Source organism: Arthrobacter sp. ISL-65 (genome assembly GCF_018613795.1).
Taxonomy (GTDB): domain Bacteria; phylum Actinomycetota; class Actinomycetes; order Actinomycetales; family Micrococcaceae; genus Arthrobacter.
Genome location: NZ_JAGGPN010000071.1, coordinates 1 through 21558, shown reverse-complemented (window position 1 = coordinate 21558; position 21558 = coordinate 1). Strand labels below are relative to the sequence as shown.

Genomic DNA, 21558 nt, shown 5'->3' with positions numbered 1-21558 from the left:
AGCCGGGCCGTTCTGTATTTCTACTGCAGATGGTGCAGGCACTCGGCGGCGGGCCCGGGGGTCCGCCTGAGGCCTACGCCTCGGTGAGTTCGTCCTCGTGCTGGCGGATAAGGGTGAGCCGGTATCCCACGTTGCGCACTGTGCTGATCAGGTTCTCGTGGTCGGCGCCCAGCTTGGCGCGCAGCCGCCGGACGTGGACGTCCACGGTCCGGGTGCCGCCGTAGTAGTCATAGCCCCAGACTTCGGTGAGGAGCTGCTGCCGGGTGAATACCCGGCCGGGGTGCTGCGCCAGGTACTTCAGGAGTTCGAATTCCTTGAAGGTCAGGTTCAGTGCCGCACCGTTGACCCGCGCCGTGTAGCTCGCCTCGTCAATAACGACGCCGGCGGCCCGGATCTCGGAGGGAGCCTCCTCCTTCTCCGGTACAGCCCGGGCGATAGAGAGGCGTATCCGTGCCTCCACCTCGGCGGGGCCGGCCGAGTCGAGCACGATGTCATCGACGGCCCAGGCTGAGGAAACGGCCGCCATGCCGCCCTCGGTGAGGATCAGCACCAGGGGTGCGCTGAGGCCGGTGGCTTTCAGGAGTTGGGTCAGTGAGCGGGCGCCCACAAGGTCTTTGCGTGCGTCCAGGAGAACGATGTCACAGGGGTCTGTCTCGAGCAGGGCGGTGGGCTCGGCGGGAAGGATGTGCACCCGGTGGTTCAGGAGCTCCAGGGCAGGCAAAATGTCCACCGATGACCCGGTGCTGTTGGTCAGTAACAGGATGTGCGACATTATTCCTCCAAGGGGCTGTCCGCGCATCGTCGGGCGACTGAGCTGATGTCTGAGTATACCCAACGGCTCCCCGACGGACACTGAGGGGCCATACCCGCGCGCCTTGTTTACGACATATGGCGGTCGCATAGGGCAGGATTGAAACCGTCAGGGGGCCGAGCCCCTGCCCGTCAACGGCACAGCCAGGATGAGGTCGCAGCAGATTTGAGTGCAGAGTCCGAGATGAGTACGCCACGGCCTGCCCCCGAGGTGAGCGCTCCTGCTGCTGCCGGCCGGACGCTCCAGTCATGGAGCATTGGAGTCGTTGGCCTGGCGGGCTTGGCCGCGCTGGTGGCCAGCGTCTTCCGGACTCCGGACGTCCTCCTCGCGGTTGCCGTGCTTTTTGCCCTGGGGATCGGCGTTGGCTGGCCCCACTACCTGGGAATCCCCGCCAAGAAAACCCTCGCGGCCGTGATCGGACTGGCAGGGGCCGGCTCGGCCGTTGCGGCCACTTTCGCGGCCGCCCCCGGCTACCTCAACTGGACGCCCGGCTTCATTGCCCTGGGTGTCACCGCCGTCTTCCTTGTCCAGCTGGTGCGCGGCACGGGGCAGGCACAGCGCCTCGAGTCGACACTCGGCTGCAGCGTGGGCGTCCTCCTCTCCTGCCTGGGCTCCGGCTGGATCGCCAGCGCCCGGTTCAACGGTGTCAAGGAGATGGTGCTGGTGGCCGGCATCAGCGCCGCCGTCGCACTGTTCGCCGGCCTGATCCGCTGGCCGGACCGGATCATTGCGCCCCTGGGCATCACCCTGGCCGGACTGGCCGGGCCGCTCGCCGGCCTGGTGTTCTCCGACATCGCCGTTTTGCCCGCGGCCGTGTTCGGTGTGGTGGTCGGGGCGGTCCTGGTCAGTTTCCGCCGGCTGGTGACGCTCAGGGGCGCTCCGCTGAACTTTCCGGCTGCCTTGGGCATGGGCCTGGCGCCGATTTCGGCGGTCGGTTCGCTCGCCTACTTCATAGACAAACTACTCATCTCCTGACGGGTTAGGATGGCATCATGTCCGTACTTGCATTTGAAATCTTCTTCCTTGTCCTGCTCGGCGTTGCCAGCCTGTCCATGGCCTGGTTTGCCGGTTTTGTTGTCTACCGGCTGTTCAAGGGACAGCGGTAGAACCCCTGCTTAGCGGTTTCGAGAGGTAGCGGCTGTGCCTATTGAAATTCCTACAGACCTGACCCCCGAACTGGTTCCCCTCTCCTGGCTCATCGGCGAGTGGGAGGGCCGTGGCCGGCTCGGGGCCGGTGATGAAAGTTCAGAGCACTTTCTGCAGCATGTTTCCTTCACGCACAACGGTCTGCCGTACCTGCAGTACCGTGCGGAAAGCTGGCTGACCGACGAGGACGGCACCAGGCTCCGGCCGCTCACTGTTGAGACCGGTTTTTGGGCCTTGGAGCGCAAACAGCTGGAGGGCGACAGCGGCCCCGGCCTGGTTCCCGGGGACATCGTGCCCGTGCTGAAAAGCGCCGACGAGGTTGAGGCGCTCCGCAACAAGGATGGCGGCTTCGACATCTCGGTGTCGATCAGCCACCCGGGCGGCATCTCGGAGCTGTACTACGGGCAGATCAAGGGCCCGCAGATCCAGCTCAGCACCGACATGGTGATGCGCGGCAGCCACTCCAAGGACTACAGCGCGGCCACCCGGATTTTCGGGTTGGTGGACGGCAACCTGCTCTGGCGGTGGGACGTGGCCACCGGCAGCCCGTCGGCAAGGACCGCGGCTGCTGAACCGGGCAATGGCCTGGAGGCCCACGCTTCGGCGTTCCTTAACAAGGTCTCCTGACCGCAGCCACCCCGCTGCTGTTCCGAAACCCTGTTCGGCGGCGCTCCTTTCGGCTACTTTGGCCTCAGGTCTCCATGCCTGAGTCCGCAGCAACCCGATGGAGTGTCCGATGGATGAGTCCCAGCCCCCGGCTGACTACAGCGACCTCAAAGCCCTGTACTTCAACGGCACGCTCAAGCGTTCGCCGGAGACGAGCAACACCGAGGGCCTGATCACGGTGAGCCGGCTGATCATGGAGAAGCAGGGCGTGGCCACCCGGGTCATCCGGACGGTCGACCACGACATCGCCAGCGGCGTGTACCCGGACATGCGCGAGCACGGCTGGGCAACCGATGACTGGCCCGAGCTGTACCCGGCCGTCAAGGACGCGGACATCGTGGTGGTGGCCGGACCCATCTGGCTGGGGGACAACTCCTCGCAGACCAAGAAGCTCATCGAGCGGCTCTACGCCCATTCGGGCCAGCTCAACGAGAAGGGCCAGTGGGCCTTTTACCCGAAGGTGGGCGGCTGCCTGATCACCGGCAACGAGGACGGCATCAAGCACTGTTCCATGAACGTCCTCTACAGCCTGCAGCACATCGGCTTCACCATCCCGCCGCAGGCCGACGCCGGCTGGATCGGCCCCGTCGGGCCGGGACCCAGCTACCTGGATGAGGGTTCGGGTGGCCCGGAGAGCGACTTCACGAACCGGAACGCCACGTTCATGACGTGGAACCTCCTCCATTTGGCCCGGACGCTGAAGGACGCCGGCGGAATTCCCGCCTATGGCAACCTTCCGGAAGAATGGAAGGCCGGAACTAAATTTGGTTTCGAAAACCCGGAGTACCGCTAGGTGGCCGGAATACCCTCCCAGCCAAGGACGTTCCCTTTCATATGACTACCAAGAGCCCTCTGTTGTCGCGCCCTGGCGCCGTTGAAGCGGTCGGCGCCGACACCGGCGTCGCGTCCCACTACGGCGAACCGCTGCGGGAGCAGCGCGCCCTCGCGGCCGGGACCGCCGTCGTCGATCTTTCCCACCGCGGCGTGGTGACGGTCACCGGACCCGACCGCCTGAGCTGGCTCAACACGCTGTCCTCCCAGCAGGTCACCGACCTTCAGCCCGGTGAGTCCAGCGAACTGCTGCTCCTGAGTGTGCAGGGCCGCATCGAGTTCGATGCGCGCGTGCTGGACGACGGCGGGACCACCTGGCTGATCGTCGAGGCGGCCGAAGCGGGTCCCCTGGCCGAGTGGCTGACCAGGATGAAGTTCATGCTCCGCGTCGAAGTGGCGGACGTCTCACCCGACTGGGCAGTGGTGGGATCCACCAAGGCCGTGCCCGAATGGGCCGGCCTGCAGGTGTGGCAGGACCCCTGGCCGCACGTCGGGGCGGGCGGGTACGCCTACTCCGTGGTCGGCGAGGACACCCACCCCGGGGCCGAACGCCCGTGGTTCGAATATCTCGTGCCCGCGGCGGAGCTCGAAGCGACGGTGGGGGACCGCAAGCTCGCGGGCGTGCTCTCCGCCGAAGCCCTGCGGGTTGCCGCCTGGCGTCCGCGGCTCGGCGCCGAAACGGACGACAAGACCATCCCGCATGAACTGGACCTGCTGCGCACCGCCGTGCATCTGGCCAAGGGCTGCTACAAAGGCCAGGAGACGATCGCGCGCGTACACAACCTTGGCCACCCGCCGCGGCGCCTGGTGTTCCTGCAGCTCGACGGTTCCCAGCACACCATGCCGGCCGCCGGCAGCGAGGTCCGGGTGGGGGAGCGCAGGGTGGGCACCGTGACGTCCGTGGCGCAGCACTACGAGATGGGCGCCATCGCCTTGGCAGTCATCAAGCGTTCCGTCGCCCCGGATGAAATACTGACGGTTATGGACGGGGACGAACCGTACACAGCCGCGCAGGAAATAATCGTGGCGCCCGACGCCGGCCAGGTGGTCGGAAGGCAGACAGGATTCCTGAGGGGGACCCACAAATGACAGACTCCACCACGCCCGGGGACCAGGCTCGGCAGCAGCCGGATGAGGAAACCCTCGCCTTGGCGCATACCCTCTTCGACGCCGCCCGCAACGGCGAGACCGAGCTGCTGCGCAGCTACCTCAACGCCGGCGCCCCGGCCACGCTGACCAACTCCGCAGGCGACTCGCTGCTCATGCTCGCCGCGTACCACGGCTTTGCCGAGACCGTGCAACTGATCCTCCACCACGGTGGTGACGCCAACGCTGCCAACGACCGCGGACAGACCCCGCTGGCTGGCGCCGTTTTCAAGGGCTACTTGGACGTCGCCCGGGTGCTGCTTGACGCGGGAGCAGATCCCGACGCCGGCACCCCCTCTGCGCGTGCCGCCGCCCAGATGTTCGCCCGGGCCGACATCCTGGAATTGCTGGGCTGAGCACTTGGAGAACGTAAGCAGGCCTTGGCCTGCACTCTGGTCCCTTGTCATCGGCTTCTTCATGATCCTGATCGACACCACCATCGTTTCGGTCGCGAACCCGCGCATCATGGAGGGGCTGGACACGGACATCAACGCCGTCATCTGGGTCACCAGCGCCTATCTGCTGGCCTATGCGGTGCCGTTGCTGATCACCGGCAGGCTCGGTGACAGGTTCGGACCCAAGCGGTTGTATCTGTCCGGGCTCGTGGTCTTCACCCTTGCGTCGCTCTGGTGCGGGCTCTCCGGCAACGTCCAGATGTTGATCGCTGCGCGCGTTCTCCAGGGACTGGGCGCAGCGCTGATGACGCCGCAGACCATGGCCGTGATCACGCGTATCTTCCCGCCGGACCGGCGCGGCGCTGCAATGGGCCTGTGGGGTGCCACTGCCGGCGTAGCCACGCTGGTGGGCCCGATCCTCGGCGGCGTGCTGGTGGACGGACTGGGCTGGGAGTGGATCTTCTTCATCAATGTTCCCATCGGGATCGTTGGTTTCATCCTCGCCTGGCGTCTTGTGCCGTCTTTGACCACCCACCCGCACAGGTTCGATATCCCCGGCGTGGTGCTGAGCGCCGTCGGGCTTTTTCTCCTCGTCTTCGGTCTTCAGGAAGGCGAGACCTACAACTGGGGAACCATCAGCGGTCCGGTAACAGTGTGGGGCCTGATCATCAGCGGCATCGTAGTGCTGGTGCTGTTCGTCGGTTGGCAGGCTGTTAATAAAGGTGAGCCGCTGCTCCCGCTGGGTCTCTTCAAGGACCGCAATTTCTCGCTGGCCAACATCGGGATCACCACGGTGGGCTTCACCGTCACGGCCTTCGGCCTGCCGCTGATCTTTTACTACCAGATGGTGCGCGGCATGACGCCCACGCAGTCGGCCCTCATGATGGTGCCGATGGCGCTGATTTCCGGCGGGCTGGCCCCCGTGGTGGGCAGGATCATCGATCGCGTGAACCCGAAATACATAACGTCCACCGGCTTGCTGCTCATGGCGGTTGCGCTGTTCTGGAATTCAGCACTGATGCATCCGGACACCCCGGTGTGGCTGTTCCTGCTGCCGAGTGCCGTGCTCGGCTTCGCGAACGCCGGTATTTGGGCTCCGCTGAGTTCAACGGCCACCCGCAACCTGCCGCCGCGGCAGGCGGGTGCAGGCGCCGGCGTGTACAACACCACCCGGCAGATCGGTGCCGTCCTCGGCAGTGCCGCCATCGCCGTGCTGATGCAGGCCAGGCTCGCGGCGGAACTTCCCGCTGCGGGGGCGCCTGGCGGATCAGGCGGCGGCGAGTCGGCTAGCTTCGGCGGCCAGTTGCCTCCGGCCCTCCATGACGGATTTTCGACGGCGATGGGCCAGTCCATCATGCTGCCTGCGGCTGTGGTCGTGCTCGGCGCAGCGGTGGCGCTGTTCTTCGCCCGGCCCAAGCCGGTGCAGGGCTGGGGCGGGGAGCGGCCAGCTGCCGGCCAGGCCGCGGAGGCGACGACGACACGCTGAGCCTGCCGCGCTCGGTAGAGCTAGCCGAGGAGCACGCTGGTTTGGATGCCGCCGGTGGAAAAGCCCAGGCTGCGTGCCGTGGCCAGCGAGCCCTTGTTGCTGACGTCGGTGCGCCACTGCAGCGTCAGCCCCGTGACCAGGGCTTCGTGGGCGGCCACCGACGCCGCAAATGATCCCAGTCCGCGGCGGCGCCACTCGGGGGCCACGAGGACCCCCATGTTGGCCAGGATGCCCTCCCATTCCGAGTAGGCGCCGCAGGCCACCGGCACCCGCCGCCCGTCGTCGTCGTGAATGATGGTGTAGCGGTTCTCCAGGTCGGACAGGCCCACCTCGTTCACGTCATCGGGCGGGCACAGGCCCTCCAGTTCGATGGCCTCCGGGTTGCCGTGCGACACCGTCAGCTCCTCCGCCGGCTGCCGCAGCGGCAGGTCGTCGGCGAAGAAGAGCGCCGCGGAACCCTGGCCGTGCCCTCCGTGCTGGCGGGAGATGGTCAGCATGGTGACGTGCTGGGCCATCTCCTCATCGGAGATGCCGGCCGCGGCGTCCAGCGCCCACTGAGGACCCACCAGGGCAGAGCTGCCGAACAGGCGCACGAATTCGACCGAGTGCGCGGAGTCGTCAGCCCTGGTGATCCGCTCGTTGGTTTCCAGCGCGCGGGCGAAAGCGCCGTCGTCGAGCCCTAGGCGGCGCGCCCAGGCCAGCTGGATGATGGCGGCGGATCCGGGGTCAAGACTCATGGTCCCAGCCTACCGATCCCCTGCGGCAGACAGGCGCCAACGTACAGTTGTGGCCCCTGACTCCGCAGAATCAGGGGCCACAACTGTACGTTCGCGCTCCTGGAAGCCGGACTGGCCCGGAGCGGGGCTTAGCCGAAGAGGACCGCGGCCTCGTCGTAGCGGTGCTGCGGGACGGTCTTGAGTTTGCCCAGCGCGGCTTCGAAGGCCACGTGGTCAATGTCGGTGCCGCTCAGCGACACCATGGTGCCCCAGCGGCCTTCGACCACGGAGTCGACGGCGGCCATGCCGAGTCGGGTGGCCAGGACGCGGTCGAAAGCGGACGGGACGCCGCCGCGCTGGATGTGGCCCAGGATGGTGGCGCGAGTCTCGATGCCGGTCCTGGCTTCGATTTCCGGGGCCAGCTGGTCGGCGATCCCGCCCAGCCGCGGCCGGCCGAAGGTATCCAGCCCGCGTTCGGAGTGCGGTGATTCCATATGCGACGGGACGAATCCCTCGGCCACGACTACCAGCGGTGCACGGCCACGGTCATGAGCCTCAGTTACCCATTTGGTGATCTGCTCGATGCTGGTCTTCTGCTCCGGAATCAGGATGGCGTGGGCGCCCGAGGCCATGCCTGCGTGCAGGGCGATCCAGCCGACGTGGCGGCCCATGACCTCGGCGATCATGCAGCGGTGGTGGGATTCGCCGGTGGTCCGCAGCCGGTCGATTGCCTCGGTGGCAATCTGCACGGCGGTGTCGAAGCCGAAGGTGTAGTCCGTGGCGTCGAGGTCGTTGTCAACGGTCTTGGGAACGCCGACGATCTTCAGGCCGGCGTCGGTGAGGCGCTTGGCGGCCGCGAGGGTTCCTTCGCCGCCGATGGCGATGATGGCGTCGATGCCCAGGCGGTCCATGTGGGCTTTGATGACGTCCGGTCCGCCGCCGTTCTCGAACGGGTTGGTGCGGGACGTGCCCAGAATGGTGCCGCCCTGCTTGGCAATACCGCGGACAAGAGTACGGGGAATGGGGATGATGTCACCCTCAACCACTCCGCGCCAGCCGTCGAGGAACCCCACGAATTCGTGGCCGTGGATGGCAATGCCTTTAAGGACGGCGCCGCGGATAACCGCGTTGAGTCCGGGGCAGTCGCCGCCGCTGGTGAGGATTCCGATTTTCATTTTCTTGGCTCAAATCCTGGTTCGAAGGTTTTACGGGCAGAGCGCCACGCTGAGCTCAATTAGAGATTCTAGTGGGGAGTGTGGGGTAGGACACAAACGGTTACAGCCTCGAGAGGTCCGGACGCGGGGCCCGGACGCCGGGACCGGTAAGGGCCGGGACGGCAGAGCGCCCCCGTTCCGGCGGGAACGGGGGCCTGTGTAAAACGGACGACGGCGGCTGCCGGCGGGGCGGTTTTGCCGGCCCGCCGGTGTACTACCGGCCTGTGCCGCGCTTTTCGAGGAAGGACTCAAGCGCGATCGAGTTGTTCTGGTCCGGCAGGATCAGCCATGCCGCCAGGTAGAACACGATGGCCGGGCCCGGCAGCAGGCAAAAGATGAGGAAACCGATCCGGACGAATGCCACGTCCACGTTCAGCTTCTCGGCGATTCCGCCGCACACGCCGCCCAGCCAGCGCTGCGGTCCGCGCTTCAGGCCAAGGCCCCTGACAATGCTGTAGAACTTTTCCATGGTTTAAGACTTCCCGTTTGTTGTGCTGTTGTCACGTTTTCGTGCTGAGAGCAGGCCGCCGATCACCAGCGCGGTCCCGGCCCCGATCATTAGGCCGATCAGCACGTATGTCCCGTTCAGGACCACGATCCCCATCTGGGAGATGGTGATGAGAACGGCCAGGGCTAGGACCACGAGTCCCCAGACGATGGTGCCCACCCGGGCGGGCGCTTCGGCGGGTTCGTTCTTGCCCGCGGTGGGCGGTTTGGGCGCGGAGTTTGTTTCCGGTGACGGATCAAAACTGCTCATGTCAGTTTCCTTCCTGGATGGTGATGTTGCTCACGGTGCCGTCGATCTGGAGGATCAGCCGGGCCCCGGGCTTGTCCGAGTTGTAGCTGCTTTGCCGGGAGGTGATGCCGCTTCGGCTGTCCGCGCCCTCGTTCAGGTTGCCCAGGGTCATGTCGGCCCGGACATCCACCGGCACGGTGCGCGGAATGACGACCGTTACGTTGCTGGCTGTGGCGTCGAGGGGGATTACGACGTCGGTGCCCAGGGGTGGGTTCAGGTTCAGGCCGGTGAGGTCCACAGTTCCGCGGCCTCCGGTGATCTGGAAGCCCTGGCGGGCCTGTTCGATGGTGACGGGGTTCCAGTCCGCATTCTGGAAGCGGAACCGGTCACCGTTGGGGACGGCGCTGAAGATGCCGCCGACGATGAGTGCCACCACGGCGAAGAACCCGAGAACACCCGAGGTCCTGCCGCGCATCCCGGCCAGCAGGATGCCAAGGCCAAGGACCGCTGCACCGGCTGCCCAGACCACGGCGTTGGCCGAGTCGCCGAGATCAATCAGGTTGCCCGCGTCGAGCGCCTTGAGCGTGCCGCCCGCCAGCAGCGCCAGTCCGGCGGTGATGGCCACGGCAGGAGCTCCGGGGCCGCTCGGCCGCGGCTTGGGCGCCGGCGTCGGGACCGGAGCGGGCCGGCGTGGCGGAAGGCCGCCGCCGTATGGGGATGTGGGGGTTGCGGAGCCGTACGGGGTTGCAGGGGTGTACGACGGGATGGCGTCCGGAGTCGGCGGTACCGTGTAGGGCTGGGTAGGCGTATGGCTGCCGGCAGCGAAGGTGGACGCCTGGAACTGTGCTGTGGAGGACGGAGATGCGGAGGATCCGGCCGCGGCAGCCGCCGGTGCGTTGCCGGTGCCGGCGTAGCCGTAGGCCGCCCGGCCGCCGGTGCTGGCGTCCATTGGTGCTCCGCTTCGGTTCTTGTTGCGCTGGGTCAGGAAGTAAATGAGGTAGATGACGCCGCCGATCCAGAACAGCGCCCAGAAGAAGCCGAAGCCGTCGTGGCCCCAGCCCCAGAAGCCGCCGCCCATGCCGGTGAGGCCGATGATCGAGGTGATGAGCGCGCCCGTCATGCCTGTGCTCCACCGGCCGGCGCCCGCCTCCTGCGTGTGGATCCGGCCGTCGGGCTCGGGCAGCAGGGCCCAGCCGAGGCCGTACAGGAGGACGCCGATGCCTGCGAACAGCGTCAGCACGATGAAGATGCCGCGCACGATCAGCGGATCGATGCCCATCCGTTCCGCGATGCCGCTCGAGACGCCGCCGATCCACCGGTCGCGTCCCCGGTGGATTCCGTGGCTGCGGATCCAGTCGAAGAAGTTCAGCGGCTGTGCGGCACGGCCGTAACCGGAAGCGCCATACGCAGGAGCGCCGTAAGCGGGCCGGGCGTGGGTTCCGGAACTGGGCCCGGCGTGCATTCCGGAAGGAGGGGTGGCTCCAGCGGAAGTGTGCGGCGGTTCATCCGCGGCCGGAGGCGGGAACAGTGGCTCCGTAGGATTTTCCGGCGCTGCGTTTTCCGGGGCTGTGGGATTTTCCGGCTCTGTATTTTCCGGTTCCGTGTTTTCCCGCACCGCGGGCTGTTCCGGTTCCTGGCCGGTGCTGCCCTCGGACGGGGTGCCGGGCTGCTGGCCTTCATGGGGGTTGGGGTTCTGCGAGTTCATACTTCGATACTGCCGTTTATGCTGTTCAGTCCACTATTGGGGAACACCCTGAGCCGTCCCTGACTTACCCCGGGTTCACCCTCAGAACGGGACTCGTGAACCCTGATCCGTGTTTGGATTGATGCATGACCACAGCCACTGTCCGCCCTCCACTGGTCCGCAGCAGCGACCGCGTGATCGCCGGCGTCTGCTCCGGCCTGGCGGTCCATCTTGGCTGGCCGGTGCGCATGGTCCGGATCGGCATGGTGGTGGCCGCCTTCGCCGGGGGCGCAGGGCTCGCATTCTACGGATGGCTGTGGATCATGGTTCCCACAGCGGACGAGAACGCCAAACGCAATGCCAGGCGCCCGGCGTCGCCGATTGCCCCCGCCGTGAGCCTGCCGCCCGTGAGCTTGCAGTCCGGCCCGGCCCCCGCCGTCGTTCTTTTCCCTCCGGCGGCCTCTCCGTTGGCGGGGGAGTACGACGCCGGCACCGCCTCCCAGCCAGCGGCGCCTGCCGGCGCTCCCGGGTCCGGCACATGGTTCCGGATCCGGAGCATGCGCTACGGCAAGGAGATCCTGCTGGGCGCCGGGCTCCTGCTCGTCGCCGCGATCCTGATCGCCAGGCTGCTGGGCGTGGAGGTGCCCCTCGGCACGCTGATCCCGGCGGCTGCGATACTCGGCGGCGCCGCAATTGCGTGGATGCAGCTGGATGAAACCCGCAGGGCCGGCCTGGTGGACAAGACCAAAGCGGACCAGGCCGGCGGCTGGGCGCGGCTGGCGGCGGGCCTGGCGCTCGTGGTGGCGGGGGTTCTGGTCATGGTCTCCGGGTCCGGCTCATGGCAGCAGACCTGGCTGGCGCTGCTCGCGTCCGTGGCCGTGCTGGGCGGCGTGGCGCTGGTGCTGCTGCCCTGGGGCCTGAAATTCTGGCGTGACTTGGAGACCGAACGGGCCGGCCGCGTGCGGGCGACCGAACGGGCCGAGATCGCGGCCCACCTGCACGACTCCGTGCTGCAGACCCTTGCCCTCATTCAGCGCCGCGCCGGTAACGAGCACGACGTCGTCCGCCTGGCCAGGGCGCAGGAGCGCGAGCTGCGGGGCTGGCTCTTCAAGGATCCGGCCCGCGACGCCGGCCAGCTCTCGGACCGGATCAAGGCCGCCGCCGCGGAGGTTGAGGACAGCCTCGGAAACGCCGTCGACGTCGTGACCGTGGGCGACACGGAGATGACAGAGCGCCACGAAGCGCTGGTCCAGGCCAGCCGCGAGGCCATGCTGAACGCTGCCCGCCACGGTGGCGGTCCCGTCTCTGTGTACCTGGAGGTGTCCGACGGCGGCGCGGAAGTCTTCGTCAAGGACCGCGGCCCGGGCTTCGAACTGAACTCAGTCCCGCACGACAGGCTGGGCGTGCGCGAATCGATCATTGGCCGGATGAAACGGCACGGCGGCAACGCCGCAATCAACAGCGGTCCAGACGGCACGGAGGTGCGCCTCAGGCTGCCTGCGGACGTCGCGGACAACGGGGAAGGGAAGTCATGAGTACACGAGCAGGGGCGGGCGCGGCGGGAAGAACCGTGCGGGTGGTGATCGTGGATGACCACGCGATTTTCCGGTCCGGCCTCAAGGCTGACCTGGACCCGAGCGTGGTGGTGGTCGGCGAGGCCGGCACCGTGGAACAGGCCGTCGAAGTTATTGCCGCAGCACGGCCCGACGTCGTGCTGCTTGACGTGCACCTGCCCGGCGGCCGCGGCGGGGGAGGGCGGGAAGTCATCACCGGTTCCGCGGCGTTCCTGGGAACCACGCGCTTCCTTGCCCTGAGCGTCTCCGATGCGGCCGAGGACGTCGTGGCCGTCATCCGCGCCGGCGCCCGCGGCTATGTCACGAAGACCATTTCCGGCGCGGAGATCACCGACGCCGTATTCCGGGTTGCCGGCGGCGACGCGGTGTTCTCCCCGCGGCTGGCGGGCTTTGTCCTGGACGCGTTCGGCACCGCCGCGGCCGACATTGCCGACGACGAACTGGACAAGCTCTCCGCCCGGGAACTCGAGGTGATGCGGCTGATCGCCCGCGGCTACAGCTACAAGGAGGTGGCCAAGGAGCTCTTCATCTCGATCAAAACCGTGGAAACCCACGTCTCGGCCGTGCTCCGGAAGCTGCAGCTGTCCAGCCGCCACGAACTGACCAAGTGGGCCGCCGAGCGCCGCCTCCTCTAGCCCCGACGCGTTCTCACTTCCCGTCGCCTTTTTCCAAACGCGTCCTCACGTCCTGCCGCCCAAAGGCAAACGCTCCCGCACCACTTTTTTTGGTGCGGGAGCGTTTAAGAATTCTCTGCAGGATCTGAGGGAGGATCCGTGTTTTTCCTGCAAGAAGTGAGGGAGGGTTTGGGGTTACTGCGCCTTGCCGAGGAAGTCCTGGAGGCGGCCGACGCCGGTGGCGAGGTCCTCGTCGCCCAGGGCGTAGGAGAGGCGCAGGAAGCCGGACGGGCCGAAGGCCTCGCCAGGGACCACGGCGACCTCCACCTCATCCAGGATCAGCGCGGCCAGCGCGGCCGAGGACTCCGGGCGGGCCGTGCCGTTCGCCGTCGGGAATTCCTTACCCAGCAGCGCGCGGACGTCCGCGTACACGTAAAAGGCGCCCTTCGGCGTCGGGCATTCAACGCCCTCGATCGCGTTCAGCCCGGCCACGATGGCCTTCCGGCGGCGGTCAAAGGCGACCTTCATCTCGTCCACCGCGGTGAGCGGGCCGGAGACGGCTGCCAGGGCGGCGATCTGCGGGATGTTGGACACGTTGGAGGTGGCGTGCGACTGCAGGTTGGTGGCGGCCTTGATGACGTCGGCGGGTCCGATCATCCAGCCCACGCGCCAGCCGGTCATCGCGTAGGTCTTGGCCACTCCGTTCAGGATCACAACCTTGTCGCCCAGTTCAGGGGCGGCTGTGGCAATGGAGGTGAAGGGCACGCCGTCGTACGTCAGGTGCTCGTAGATCTCGTCCGTGACCACCCACAGGCCCTTGGCGGCGGCCCACTTCCCGATTTCGGCGACCTGCTCGGGCGAGTAGACGGACCCGGTGGGGTTCGACGGCGACACGAACAGCAGGATCTTGGTGCGGTCCGTTACGGCTGCTTCGAGCTGCTCCACGGTCACCAGGTAGTCCTGCTCCGGGCCGGCAAATACCTCCACCGGCACGCCGCCGGCGAGGCGGATGGCCTCGGGGTAGGTGGTCCAGAACGGCGTAGGCACGATCACTTCGTCGCCCGGATCCACGAGGGTGGCGAACGTGTTGTAGACGGCCTGCTTGCCGCCGTTGGTGACCAGCACCTGGGACGGGTCCGCCTTGTAGCCGGAGTCCCGGAACGTCTTCTCGGCGATTGCCTTCTTCAGCTCGGGCAGGCCACCGGCGGGGGAGTAGCGGTGGTACTTCGGCTGGCTGGCGGCGTCAATGGCGGCCTGGACGATGTAGCCCGGGGTGGGGAAGTCGGGCTCGCCCGCACCGAAGCCAATCACCGGCCGGCCCGCCGCCTTCAGCGCCTTGGCCTTGGCGTCGACAGCCAGGGTGGCGGATTCGGCAATGGCGGAAATGCGTTGGGAAACGCGGGCGGCAGACATGGCGGGTCCGTTCTTCGCTTGCAGCTGGAGAGCTGAATGGTGGAATTCGACGGAATCTACTCTATGCTGTTCACCGGATCGTTCGAGGTGGAACGCGGATTTGTGACTGCGGTGCGGCGCGGATCCTGAAGCTGAAAAACGGTCCGAAATGAGGCTGGTTCGACGAAAGCGCAGTTGTTGCGTAGACTGGTTCTCCGGTGTTGAAAACACGGTTGATGACTTGCGCCCCAGATGGCCTTGGGGAAGTGCGGCCTTCATCGGTTTTTGATCCATAGGGTAGTGGCGCAATTGGTAGCGCAGCGGTCTCCAAAACCGCAGGTTGCAGGTTCGAGTCCTGTCTGCCCTGCGCAGGCTGTTCCGGCGAAAAGCCGGAGCAAGCGCAGCAAACAAAGGTTCAGTTCAGAGCCGGGTAATCCGACTTGCGAGGATGAGTGAGGAACAGGTGACCGAAACAGCTGCAAGCAGCTCCAAGGGCCGCCCCGCAAAGAAGGCTGCCAAGGCCGGCTTCTTCGCTCGCATCGCACTCTTCATCCGCCAGGTCATTGGTGAACTGAAGAAGGTCGTAGCCCCCACCCGCAAGGAACTGATCAATTACACGCTCGTGGTGCTCGTGTTTGTGGTCATCATGATGGTGATCGTCACTCTGCTGGACCTGGGGTTCGGCACCGCGGTGGGCTGGGTCTTCGGCGGTACAGGCGCCGGGGACCGCTAAGGCGATCGGTCCGCAGACTGCGTAGACTCCCGGCCGGAATCGGCAGGAGCTGCGGGGTGTGCGGAATTGAGCCATTTAAATAGGCAATTAGCAATGAGGAAGCAGGAGACCAAGTGTCTGAGCAGGAGCTCGAGGTAACTGAGACTGAGCTGGATGAAACCCAGAACCCCGCGGCTGAGTCCGCTGAGGGCTCCGAGGTTGAGTCTGCTGCGCCCGATTCCGAAGGCGACGCCGAGTACGACGGCGACGCTGACGCCGAGACCGATACTGACGTCGACGACGAGACCGAAACTAACGCCGAGGCCGATACTGATGCCGAGACCGATATTGACGCCGACGACGAGGCCGATACTGACGACGTGACCGGAGAGGACGCCGAGGAAGGCGCCGAAGGGACCGACGTCCTGGCCGCCGCTGCCGCCCAGGCCACCGATCCCGCCGAAGAGTTCAAGTCCAAGCTGCGCCGCCAGGAGGGTGACTGGTACGTCATCCACTCCTACGCCGGCTACGAAAACCGCGTCAAGGCCAACCTTGAGACCCGCATCCAGACTCTGGACATGGAAGATTACATCTTCGAAATCCAGGTTCCGATGGAAGAGGTCGTTGAGATCAAGAACGCTCAGCGCAAGGTCATCAACCGCGTCCGCATCCCCGGCTACGTGCTGGTCCGCATGGACCTGACCGACGCCTCCTGGGGTGCCGTCCGCCACACACCGGGCGTCACTGGCTTCGTGGGCAACGCCCACAACCCCGTGCCGCTGCGCCTCGATGAGGTCTTCTCCATGCTGGCCCCGGTCTTCGAAGAGGAGCAGGCGGAAAAGGGCAAGCCCACCAAGCAGGCTGCGGCCCACGTCGACGTCGACTTCGAGGTCGGCGAGTCTGTCATCGTCAAGGAAGGCCCGTTCGAGACCCTTCCCGCCACGATCTCCGAGATCAAGGTGGATTCCCAGACCCTCGTGGTGCTGGTGTCCATCTTCGAGCGCGAGACCCCGGTCACGCTGGCCTTCAATCAGGTCACCAAGATCTAACTGATCACCACAGATTTCGCTCCGGAACGGCCCGCTTTAGCAGTTCCGGAACGGCCGGCCGCCTCGCCATGGCGGTCAACCACCTGAGGCACGCTCCTGTGTCCCAGGACGCATTTGAGAGAAGGACCCTACATTGGCTCCCAAGAAGAAGGTCACCGGCCTCATCAAGCTGCAGATCCAGGCAGGTGCCGCTAACCCGGCCCCGCCGATCGGTCCCGCGCTTGGCCAGCACGGTGTCAACATCATGGAATTCTGCAAGGCGTACAACGCTGCGACGGAAGCCCAGCGCGGCAACGTTATTCCTGTTGAAATCACCGTTTACGAAGACCGTTCGTTCACGTTCATCACCAAGACCCCGCCGGCTGCAGAGCTCATCAAGAAGGCTGCAGGTGTCGCCAAGGGTTCGGCTACCCCGCACACCGTCAAGGTTGCCAAGCTGACCCAGGCACAGGTCAACGAGATCGCCACCACCAAGATGGAAGACCTCAACGCCACCAGCATCGAAGGCGCAGCGAAGATCATCGCCGGCACCGCCCGCTCCATGGGTATCACCGTCGAGGGTTAATTCCCTTACCGCTGATGCGGCGCCGGGACCGGGAAACCGGGAACGACGCCGGGCAGCACCGCCGGGAAACCGGCACCACTGAATCATTGAAATGTTGGAGATCCGCCCGATCATTCAACTGTGGCAGGGCCCAGCGCGGTCCGCAGACCACAACTGCACAAGGAGAAATAAGCAGCATGGCAAAGCGCAGCAAAGCATATGAGGCAGCCGTAGCCAAGATCGACGCGGAGAAGTTTTACGCGCCGTTCGAGGCAGTGACGCTCGCCAAGGACACCAACCCGTCCAAGTTCGACGCCACCGTTGAGGTTGCCTTCCGCCTGGGTGTTGACCCCCGTAAGGCTGACCAGATGGTCCGCGGCACCGTCAACCTGCCGCACGGCACCGGTAAGACCGCCCGCGTCCTCGTGTTCGCCACGGGCGAGAAGGCCGAAGCAGCAATCGCTGCCGGCGCCGACTTCGTTGGTTCCGATGACCTGATCGAAAAGATCGCCGGCGGCTGGACCGACTTCGACGCAGCCGTTGCCACCCCTGACCTCATGGGCAAGGTTGGCCGCCTCGGTAAGGTCCTGGGTCCGCGTAACCTGATGCCGAACCCGAAGACCGGCACCGTCACCCCCGATGTCACCAAGGCTGTCACCGACATCAAGGGCGGCAAGATCGACTTCCGCGTCGACAAGCACTCCAACCTGCACTTCATCATCGGCAAGGTTTCGTTCGACTCCGTCAAGCTGGCCGAGAACTACGCCGCTGCCCTCGAAGAGGTGCTCCGCCTGAAGCCGTCCGCTTCCAAGGGCCGCTACATCCAGAAGGCAACGGTTGCCACCACGTTCGGTCCCGGCATCTCCGTTGACCCCAACGTCACCAAGGTTCTCATCGAGGCATAAGTCTCGCGAGCCTCGGCCGGATATCCGGCCAAAGCAGAAGGACCGTCCGGTGTTTGCCGGGCGGTCCTTCTGCTTTGCGGTGGTCCTTTCGCTGCCGGAAGTACGACGCCGGGACTCCAGCGGGCTCGCGGGCTCGCTCTGGACGGGGCTCTGTCGGACTCAGGGCGATGCGGCTAGGCTGATCCGGTGACGACGCCCTCCTACCGGATCGAGCCGCTATTGTTGCCTGCGTCGCTTGACGCTCCCGACGCCGTGGACTTCCTCGAGTTCAGCGACCTCAGCGACGCTGTGGTGCTGGAGCTTTGGGGCAACCTGGACCGGGCATCGCCCCGCCAGGCCAGGCTGGAAGCGTGGCGCGACGACGACTACGCGAAGCTGCGGCTCTTCTTCGTACGGCTGGACGGCCGCATGGTTGCAAGGTCCTGGGTCAGGCTTACGCAAAAGGAAAACCTCCAGGATGCGTTCCTCAGGGTGGACGTCCTCAACGGGTTCACCGGTCGGAGCATCGGACGGGCCCTCTTGCGGCACGCAGAGGCACTCGCGGGGGAGGACGGGCGCAGCACCCTGCAGTCCTTCACCGAGCACGCGCCTGGGTTCGACCTGGACGGCCCGGGGATCATGAGGCCCGGAACGGGGACGGGCGGGGTCCCGGCCGCGGCGCGCGGCGTCCGCTTCGCCGTGGCGGCCGGTTACACCCTCGAGCAGGTGACGCGTTTCAGCGCACTGGACATGCCGCCGTCGGACGGTGTCCTGGACGCATTGGAACGCGAGGCCGCCGGCATTGCCGGGGACCAGTACGAAAGCCTCGGCTGGACGGACCGCTGCCCGGATGAGTACGTGGAACAGATGGCCTTGCTCATGTCCAGGATGAGCACGGACTCCCCGGCAGGTGCGCTGCACTACGACGCCGAGGTGTGGGACGCCCAACGCGTCCGGCACGTCGAGGACGAGTGGAAGCGGACGGGCTTGGAGTCGCTGGTGGCAGTGGCCCGGCATAAGGCGAGCGGCGAGTTGGCCGCCTACTCGGTACTGCAGCACTCGGACGACAAACCATGGCTGGCTGAGCAGGACGACACCCTCGTGGCCAAGGCGCACCGCGGGCACCGGCTGGGGATGCTGGTCAAGGTGCGCAATCTGCGGCGCCTACAGCAGGACCATCCCGAAGTGGAACGGGTCCTGACATTCAACGCCGCAGAGAATGACCACATGCTGGCCATCAATGTGGCGCTCGGCTTCCGTCCGGCAGGGTACGACGGTGAGTGGCAGCGCCGGCGCTAACCGGCATATGCTGGCGACGGATACACCGCGTGACTCAAGCCCGCAGCCTTCACGGCAAGCGGCGGAACGGCTGGGGATGATGGCAATAGAGGTGCGGATTGAGCGGTTGTGGATTCCGGACTCAGTGGATGCTGCCGACGCAGCGGACTTCCTCGCCGCGGTGGAGGTGGGGCGCAAGGTCCGGATGGATACCTGGGGGAGTGATGACCTTGCCTACACGCCGCTGGAAAAGCTCCTCGAACTGGAAGACCCGTATGAGCGCCAGGTAATCCTCGTGGCAAAGGTCGGCGACGACATCGTGGGCACTGTGGACATCGCCCTGCCCCTCGCCGACAACCTGGACCTCGCCGAATTCACCCTGGACATCCTCCCTGAATACCAGCGCCAGGGCGTGGGCAGGCAGCTGCTGGAAGCCGCCGAGCACTTCGCCCGGAACGAGGGCCGCACCATGATCCTGGTGGACACCAACCATCCCGGTGCGTCCCTGCACGAGTTCGCGCCCGAGCAGCTGGTGCCTGGATCGGGCCAAGGCTATGTGCCCTTGGGGAGCCGCGAGGTGGACTTCGCCCAGCGCACCGGTTACACGCTGCAGCACATCGAACAGTTCAGCTCGTGCGCGCTGCCGCTGGACAGCAAGCTGGTAGCGGAGCTCGAGGCGGAGGCCCAGGAGGCCAACAACGGCCGCTACCGCCTGCACCACTGGACCGACCGCTGCCCGGAGCGCTGGCTGGAATCGGTGGCAGCCCTCGAAAACCAGGCCGGCGGCGACGCCGGACCCGTGGAGGGGACCGACGACATAGTCTTCGATGCCCGGATCCTGCGGGAAGCCGAGGAAGTCATGATCTCCCAGGGGCGGCGCACGGTGGTGACCGCCGTCGAACACATTGCTACCGAGACGCTCGTGGGGCTGACGACCATCAGCGTCCTGGCGCAGCGGCAGGACGTAGTCTTCCAGGACGACACGGTGGTGCTGCAGGCGCACCGCGGCAACAAACTCGGCCTGCTCATCAAGGTGGCCAATATGGAGCGCCTCACCGAGCAGTTCCCCGCTGCGCGGGTGATCTACACCTGGAACGCGCCGGAAAACCGGTATCTCCTCACGGTCAACCGCCAGCTTGGGTTCACGACAGCGGGAGTCACCGGGATCTGGCAAAAGGAACTGCCGGACCTTGGACCGAGGAGGAGTTAGGTCCTGGTGGCGGAGGAGCGGCCGATTTGGTAATGCACAGGGCCGTCCCCTAAGCTTGAACTACCAAAGACCGTCGGTTGTTGGATTCCCACTCTTTCGAGCTCAGCTCAACTCTGCAGTTGTGTGCGAAAGAGCCAGTGGGTTTCCGGACGAAGGACCCTGAACATAGGGCGGCCGGCGCAGGTGAACGAAGCAAAGTTCCGCTGTTTTGAACAGCGTTGAGCCAAGCCCCGTGCATCTGCGCGGGGCGTTTTTAGTTTTAGCTCACCTGAGCGGGGACCCGGAATACCGGCACTATCCCCGGAAGGAGGGTTATGGCAACGCCTACCAAGGTTTCAGCAGTAGCTGAGATCACTAACGATTTCAAGGAATCGAACGCCGCTGTCCTGACCGAATACCGTGGGCTCACCGTTGCACAGCTCAAGCAGCTGCGTGTTTCTCTCGGCCAGGACACCAAGTTCGCGGTCGTCAAGAACACCCTGACCGCCATTGCAGCCAAGGAAGCTGGGGTCGAAGCATTCGACGGCCAGCTCGCCGGCCCCACTGCAATCGCGTTCATCAAGGGTGACGCAGTTGCAGCTGCCAAGAGCCTGACGGATTTTGCCAAGGCCAACAAGCAGCTGGTCATCAAGACCGGTTACTTCGAGGGCAAGGCACTGAGCGCCAGCGAAGTTGCTGCCCTGGCAGCACTCGAGTCCCGCGAGCTGCAGCTCGCCAAGGTTGCAGGCATCCTCAAGGCACCTGCTGCCGCTGCTGCACGCATCATTGACGCACTGCGCCTCAAGCTTGAAGAAGAGAACGGTGCTCCGGCTGAAGCCGAAGCCCCCGCCGCTGAAGAAGCTCCTGCCGCAGAGGCTGACGCAGAAGCAGCTGAGGCTCCGGCCGAAGCCGCTGCCGAAGAGAACTAACTCTCTCCCCAAAAGACTCCGGTGGATCGGAACGGCATCAAGCCCCCGGCCACCTTTATAGGAAGGACGCCACACCATGGCGAAGCTCAGCAACGAAGAGCTCATTGAAGCTTTCAAGGAACTGACCATCATCGAGCTCTCCGAGTTCGTCAAGCTCTTCGAAGAGACCTTCGAAGTTACCGCTGCTGCTGTAGCTGTTGCCGGCCCCGCCGGTGGCGCTGCCGCTGAGGAAGCCGAAGAGAAGACTGAATTCGACGTCGTCCTCGAAGCTGCTGGCGACAAGAAGATTGCAGTGATCAAGGAAGTTCGCGCCATCACCTCCCTGGGCCTCAAGGAAGCCAAGGACCTGGTTGACAGCGCTCCCAAGGCTGTTCTCGAAGGCGCCACCAAGGAAGCTGCCGAGAAGGCAAAGGCTCAGCTCGAAGAAGCTGGCGCCCGCGTTACCGTCAAGTAACACTGCTTGTTCAGGAATCCCCGTCCACTCCGGTGGGCGGGGATTCCTGCGTTTAACCCAAGTAGGTGGCAGTTGAGGGGGTTCCCAGCGCTGGGAACCCCCTCAACT

23 protein-coding genes and 1 tRNA gene are annotated in these 21558 nt (G+C 65.7%); 17 read left to right on the top strand and 7 right to left on the bottom strand.

All coding sequences use genetic code 11. The features are described from left to right. Nucleotides 1–73: 73 nt before the first annotated feature. On the bottom strand, nt 74–772 hold the full coding sequence (locus J7I85_RS24595; protein ID WP_214858573.1) for a response regulator transcription factor: 699 nt from the start codon (nt 770–772) through the stop codon (nt 74–76). A gap of 222 nt (nt 773–994) precedes the next feature. On the opposite strand from J7I85_RS24595, the gene J7I85_RS24590 reads away from it, so the two are divergent. From J7I85_RS24590 to J7I85_RS24565, 6 genes are all read left to right on the top strand, one after another. Beyond that, the gene (locus J7I85_RS24590) at nt 995–1786 is read left to right on the top strand and encodes a permease (RefSeq protein WP_214858572.1); all 792 of its coding nucleotides are present in this window, start codon (nt 995–997) and stop codon (nt 1784–1786) included. Nucleotides 1787–1951: 165 nt separating this feature from the next. Next, on the top strand, nt 1952–2584 hold the full coding sequence (locus J7I85_RS24585) for an FABP family protein (RefSeq protein ID WP_214858570.1): 633 nt from the start codon (nt 1952–1954) through the stop codon (nt 2582–2584). Between the two features lie 109 nt (nt 2585–2693). After that, nucleotides 2694–3416, top strand: a complete 723-nt coding sequence (locus J7I85_RS24580; RefSeq protein WP_251024797.1) for a flavodoxin family protein — start codon at nt 2694–2696, stop codon at nt 3414–3416. 41 nt (nt 3417–3457) lie between these two features. Next, nucleotides 3458–4543: a folate-binding protein YgfZ gene (locus J7I85_RS24575; protein ID WP_214858566.1), complete on the top strand. Its 1086-nt coding sequence runs from the start codon at nt 3458–3460 to the stop codon at nt 4541–4543. Then, the gene (locus J7I85_RS24570; protein WP_214858564.1) at nt 4540–4956 is read left to right on the top strand and encodes an ankyrin repeat domain-containing protein; all 417 of its coding nucleotides are present in this window, start codon (nt 4540–4542) and stop codon (nt 4954–4956) included. Before J7I85_RS24575 ends, J7I85_RS24570 begins: the two co-directional genes overlap by 4 nt. 4 nt (nt 4957–4960) lie before the next feature. Next, nucleotides 4961–6481 (top strand): DHA2 family efflux MFS transporter permease subunit, encoded by a 1521-nt coding sequence (locus J7I85_RS24565; RefSeq protein ID WP_214858562.1) that lies wholly within the window; start codon nt 4961–4963, stop codon nt 6479–6481. A gap of 20 nt (nt 6482–6501) precedes the next feature. Here the strand turns inward: J7I85_RS24565 and J7I85_RS24560 are convergent, their stop codons facing one another. The 5 genes from J7I85_RS24560 to J7I85_RS24540 all read right to left on the bottom strand — a co-directional run bounded on the left by J7I85_RS24560 (nt 6502) and on the right by J7I85_RS24540 (nt 10852). Continuing rightward, the gene (locus J7I85_RS24560; RefSeq protein ID WP_214858555.1) at nt 6502–7218 is read right to left on the bottom strand and encodes a GNAT family N-acetyltransferase; all 717 of its coding nucleotides are present in this window, start codon (nt 7216–7218) and stop codon (nt 6502–6504) included. Between the two features lie 128 nt (nt 7219–7346). Then, nucleotides 7347–8372, bottom strand: a complete 1026-nt coding sequence (locus J7I85_RS24555; protein WP_214858553.1) for a 6-phosphofructokinase — start codon at nt 8370–8372, stop codon at nt 7347–7349. 253 nt (nt 8373–8625) lie between these two features. Next, nucleotides 8626–8880 carry a PspC domain-containing protein gene (locus tag J7I85_RS24550; RefSeq protein ID WP_214858550.1) on the bottom strand — a complete coding sequence of 85 codons (255 nt, stop codon included), beginning with the start codon at nt 8878–8880 and terminating at the stop codon, nt 8626–8628. A 3-nt stretch (nt 8881–8883) separates the two neighbouring features. Further along, on the bottom strand, nt 8884–9168 hold the full coding sequence (locus J7I85_RS24545; RefSeq protein WP_214858548.1) for a hypothetical protein: 285 nt from the start codon (nt 9166–9168) through the stop codon (nt 8884–8886). A gap of 1 nt (nt 9169) precedes the next feature. After that, on the bottom strand, nt 9170–10852 hold the full coding sequence (locus tag J7I85_RS24540) for a PspC domain-containing protein (protein WP_214858547.1): 1683 nt from the start codon (nt 10850–10852) through the stop codon (nt 9170–9172). Nucleotides 10853–10977: 125 nt separating this feature from the next. On the opposite strand from J7I85_RS24540, the gene J7I85_RS24535 reads away from it, so the two are divergent. Continuing rightward, nucleotides 10978–12366 (top strand): ATP-binding protein, encoded by a 1389-nt coding sequence (locus J7I85_RS24535; RefSeq protein ID WP_214858539.1) that lies wholly within the window; start codon nt 10978–10980, stop codon nt 12364–12366. Then, nucleotides 12363–13040: a response regulator transcription factor gene (locus J7I85_RS24530; protein WP_214858533.1), complete on the top strand. Its 678-nt coding sequence runs from the start codon at nt 12363–12365 to the stop codon at nt 13038–13040. The genes J7I85_RS24535 and J7I85_RS24530 overlap by 4 nt, the downstream gene beginning before the upstream one ends. Nucleotides 13041–13214: 174 nt before the next feature. Here J7I85_RS24530 and J7I85_RS24525 read toward each other — a convergent pair whose 3' ends face one another. Beyond that, a complete protein-coding gene (locus J7I85_RS24525; RefSeq protein ID WP_214858529.1) occupies nt 13215–14432 on the bottom strand; it encodes a pyridoxal phosphate-dependent aminotransferase in 1218 nt (405 codons plus the stop codon). A gap of 273 nt (nt 14433–14705) precedes the next feature. On the opposite strand from J7I85_RS24525, the gene J7I85_RS24520 reads away from it, so the two are divergent. The 9 genes from J7I85_RS24520 to rplL all read left to right on the top strand — a co-directional run bounded on the left by J7I85_RS24520 (nt 14706) and on the right by rplL (nt 21450). Continuing rightward, nucleotides 14706–14778 (top strand) — tRNA-Trp (locus J7I85_RS24520). 81 nt (nt 14779–14859) lie between these two features. Further along, on the top strand, nt 14860–15144 hold the full coding sequence (secE, locus tag J7I85_RS24515) for a preprotein translocase subunit SecE (protein ID WP_214858526.1): 285 nt from the start codon (nt 14860–14862) through the stop codon (nt 15142–15144). 113 nt (nt 15145–15257) lie between these two features. After that, entirely contained in the window at nt 15258–16172 is a 915-nt protein-coding gene (gene nusG / locus J7I85_RS24510; protein WP_214858523.1) for a transcription termination/antitermination protein NusG, read from the top strand. A gap of 133 nt (nt 16173–16305) precedes the next feature. Then, nucleotides 16306–16737 carry a 50S ribosomal protein L11 gene (gene rplK, locus J7I85_RS24505; RefSeq protein WP_214858514.1) on the top strand — a complete coding sequence of 144 codons (432 nt, stop codon included), beginning with the start codon at nt 16306–16308 and terminating at the stop codon, nt 16735–16737. 176 nt (nt 16738–16913) lie between these two features. Beyond that, the gene (rplA, locus tag J7I85_RS24500) at nt 16914–17621 is read left to right on the top strand and encodes a 50S ribosomal protein L1 (protein ID WP_214858502.1); all 708 of its coding nucleotides are present in this window, start codon (nt 16914–16916) and stop codon (nt 17619–17621) included. Nucleotides 17622–17807: 186 nt separating this feature from the next. Continuing rightward, a complete protein-coding gene (locus J7I85_RS24495) occupies nt 17808–18899 on the top strand; it encodes a GNAT family N-acetyltransferase (protein WP_214858500.1) in 1092 nt (363 codons plus the stop codon). 79 nt (nt 18900–18978) lie between these two features. After that, nucleotides 18979–20088 (top strand): GNAT family N-acetyltransferase, encoded by a 1110-nt coding sequence (locus J7I85_RS24490; protein WP_214858582.1) that lies wholly within the window; start codon nt 18979–18981, stop codon nt 20086–20088. 314 nt (nt 20089–20402) lie between these two features. Next, entirely contained in the window at nt 20403–20996 is a 594-nt protein-coding gene (gene rplJ / locus J7I85_RS24485) for a 50S ribosomal protein L10 (protein ID WP_214858498.1), read from the top strand. A gap of 76 nt (nt 20997–21072) precedes the next feature. Further along, on the top strand, nt 21073–21450 hold the full coding sequence (gene rplL, locus J7I85_RS24480; protein ID WP_190608196.1) for a 50S ribosomal protein L7/L12: 378 nt from the start codon (nt 21073–21075) through the stop codon (nt 21448–21450). Nucleotides 21451–21558: the final 108 nt, after the last annotated feature.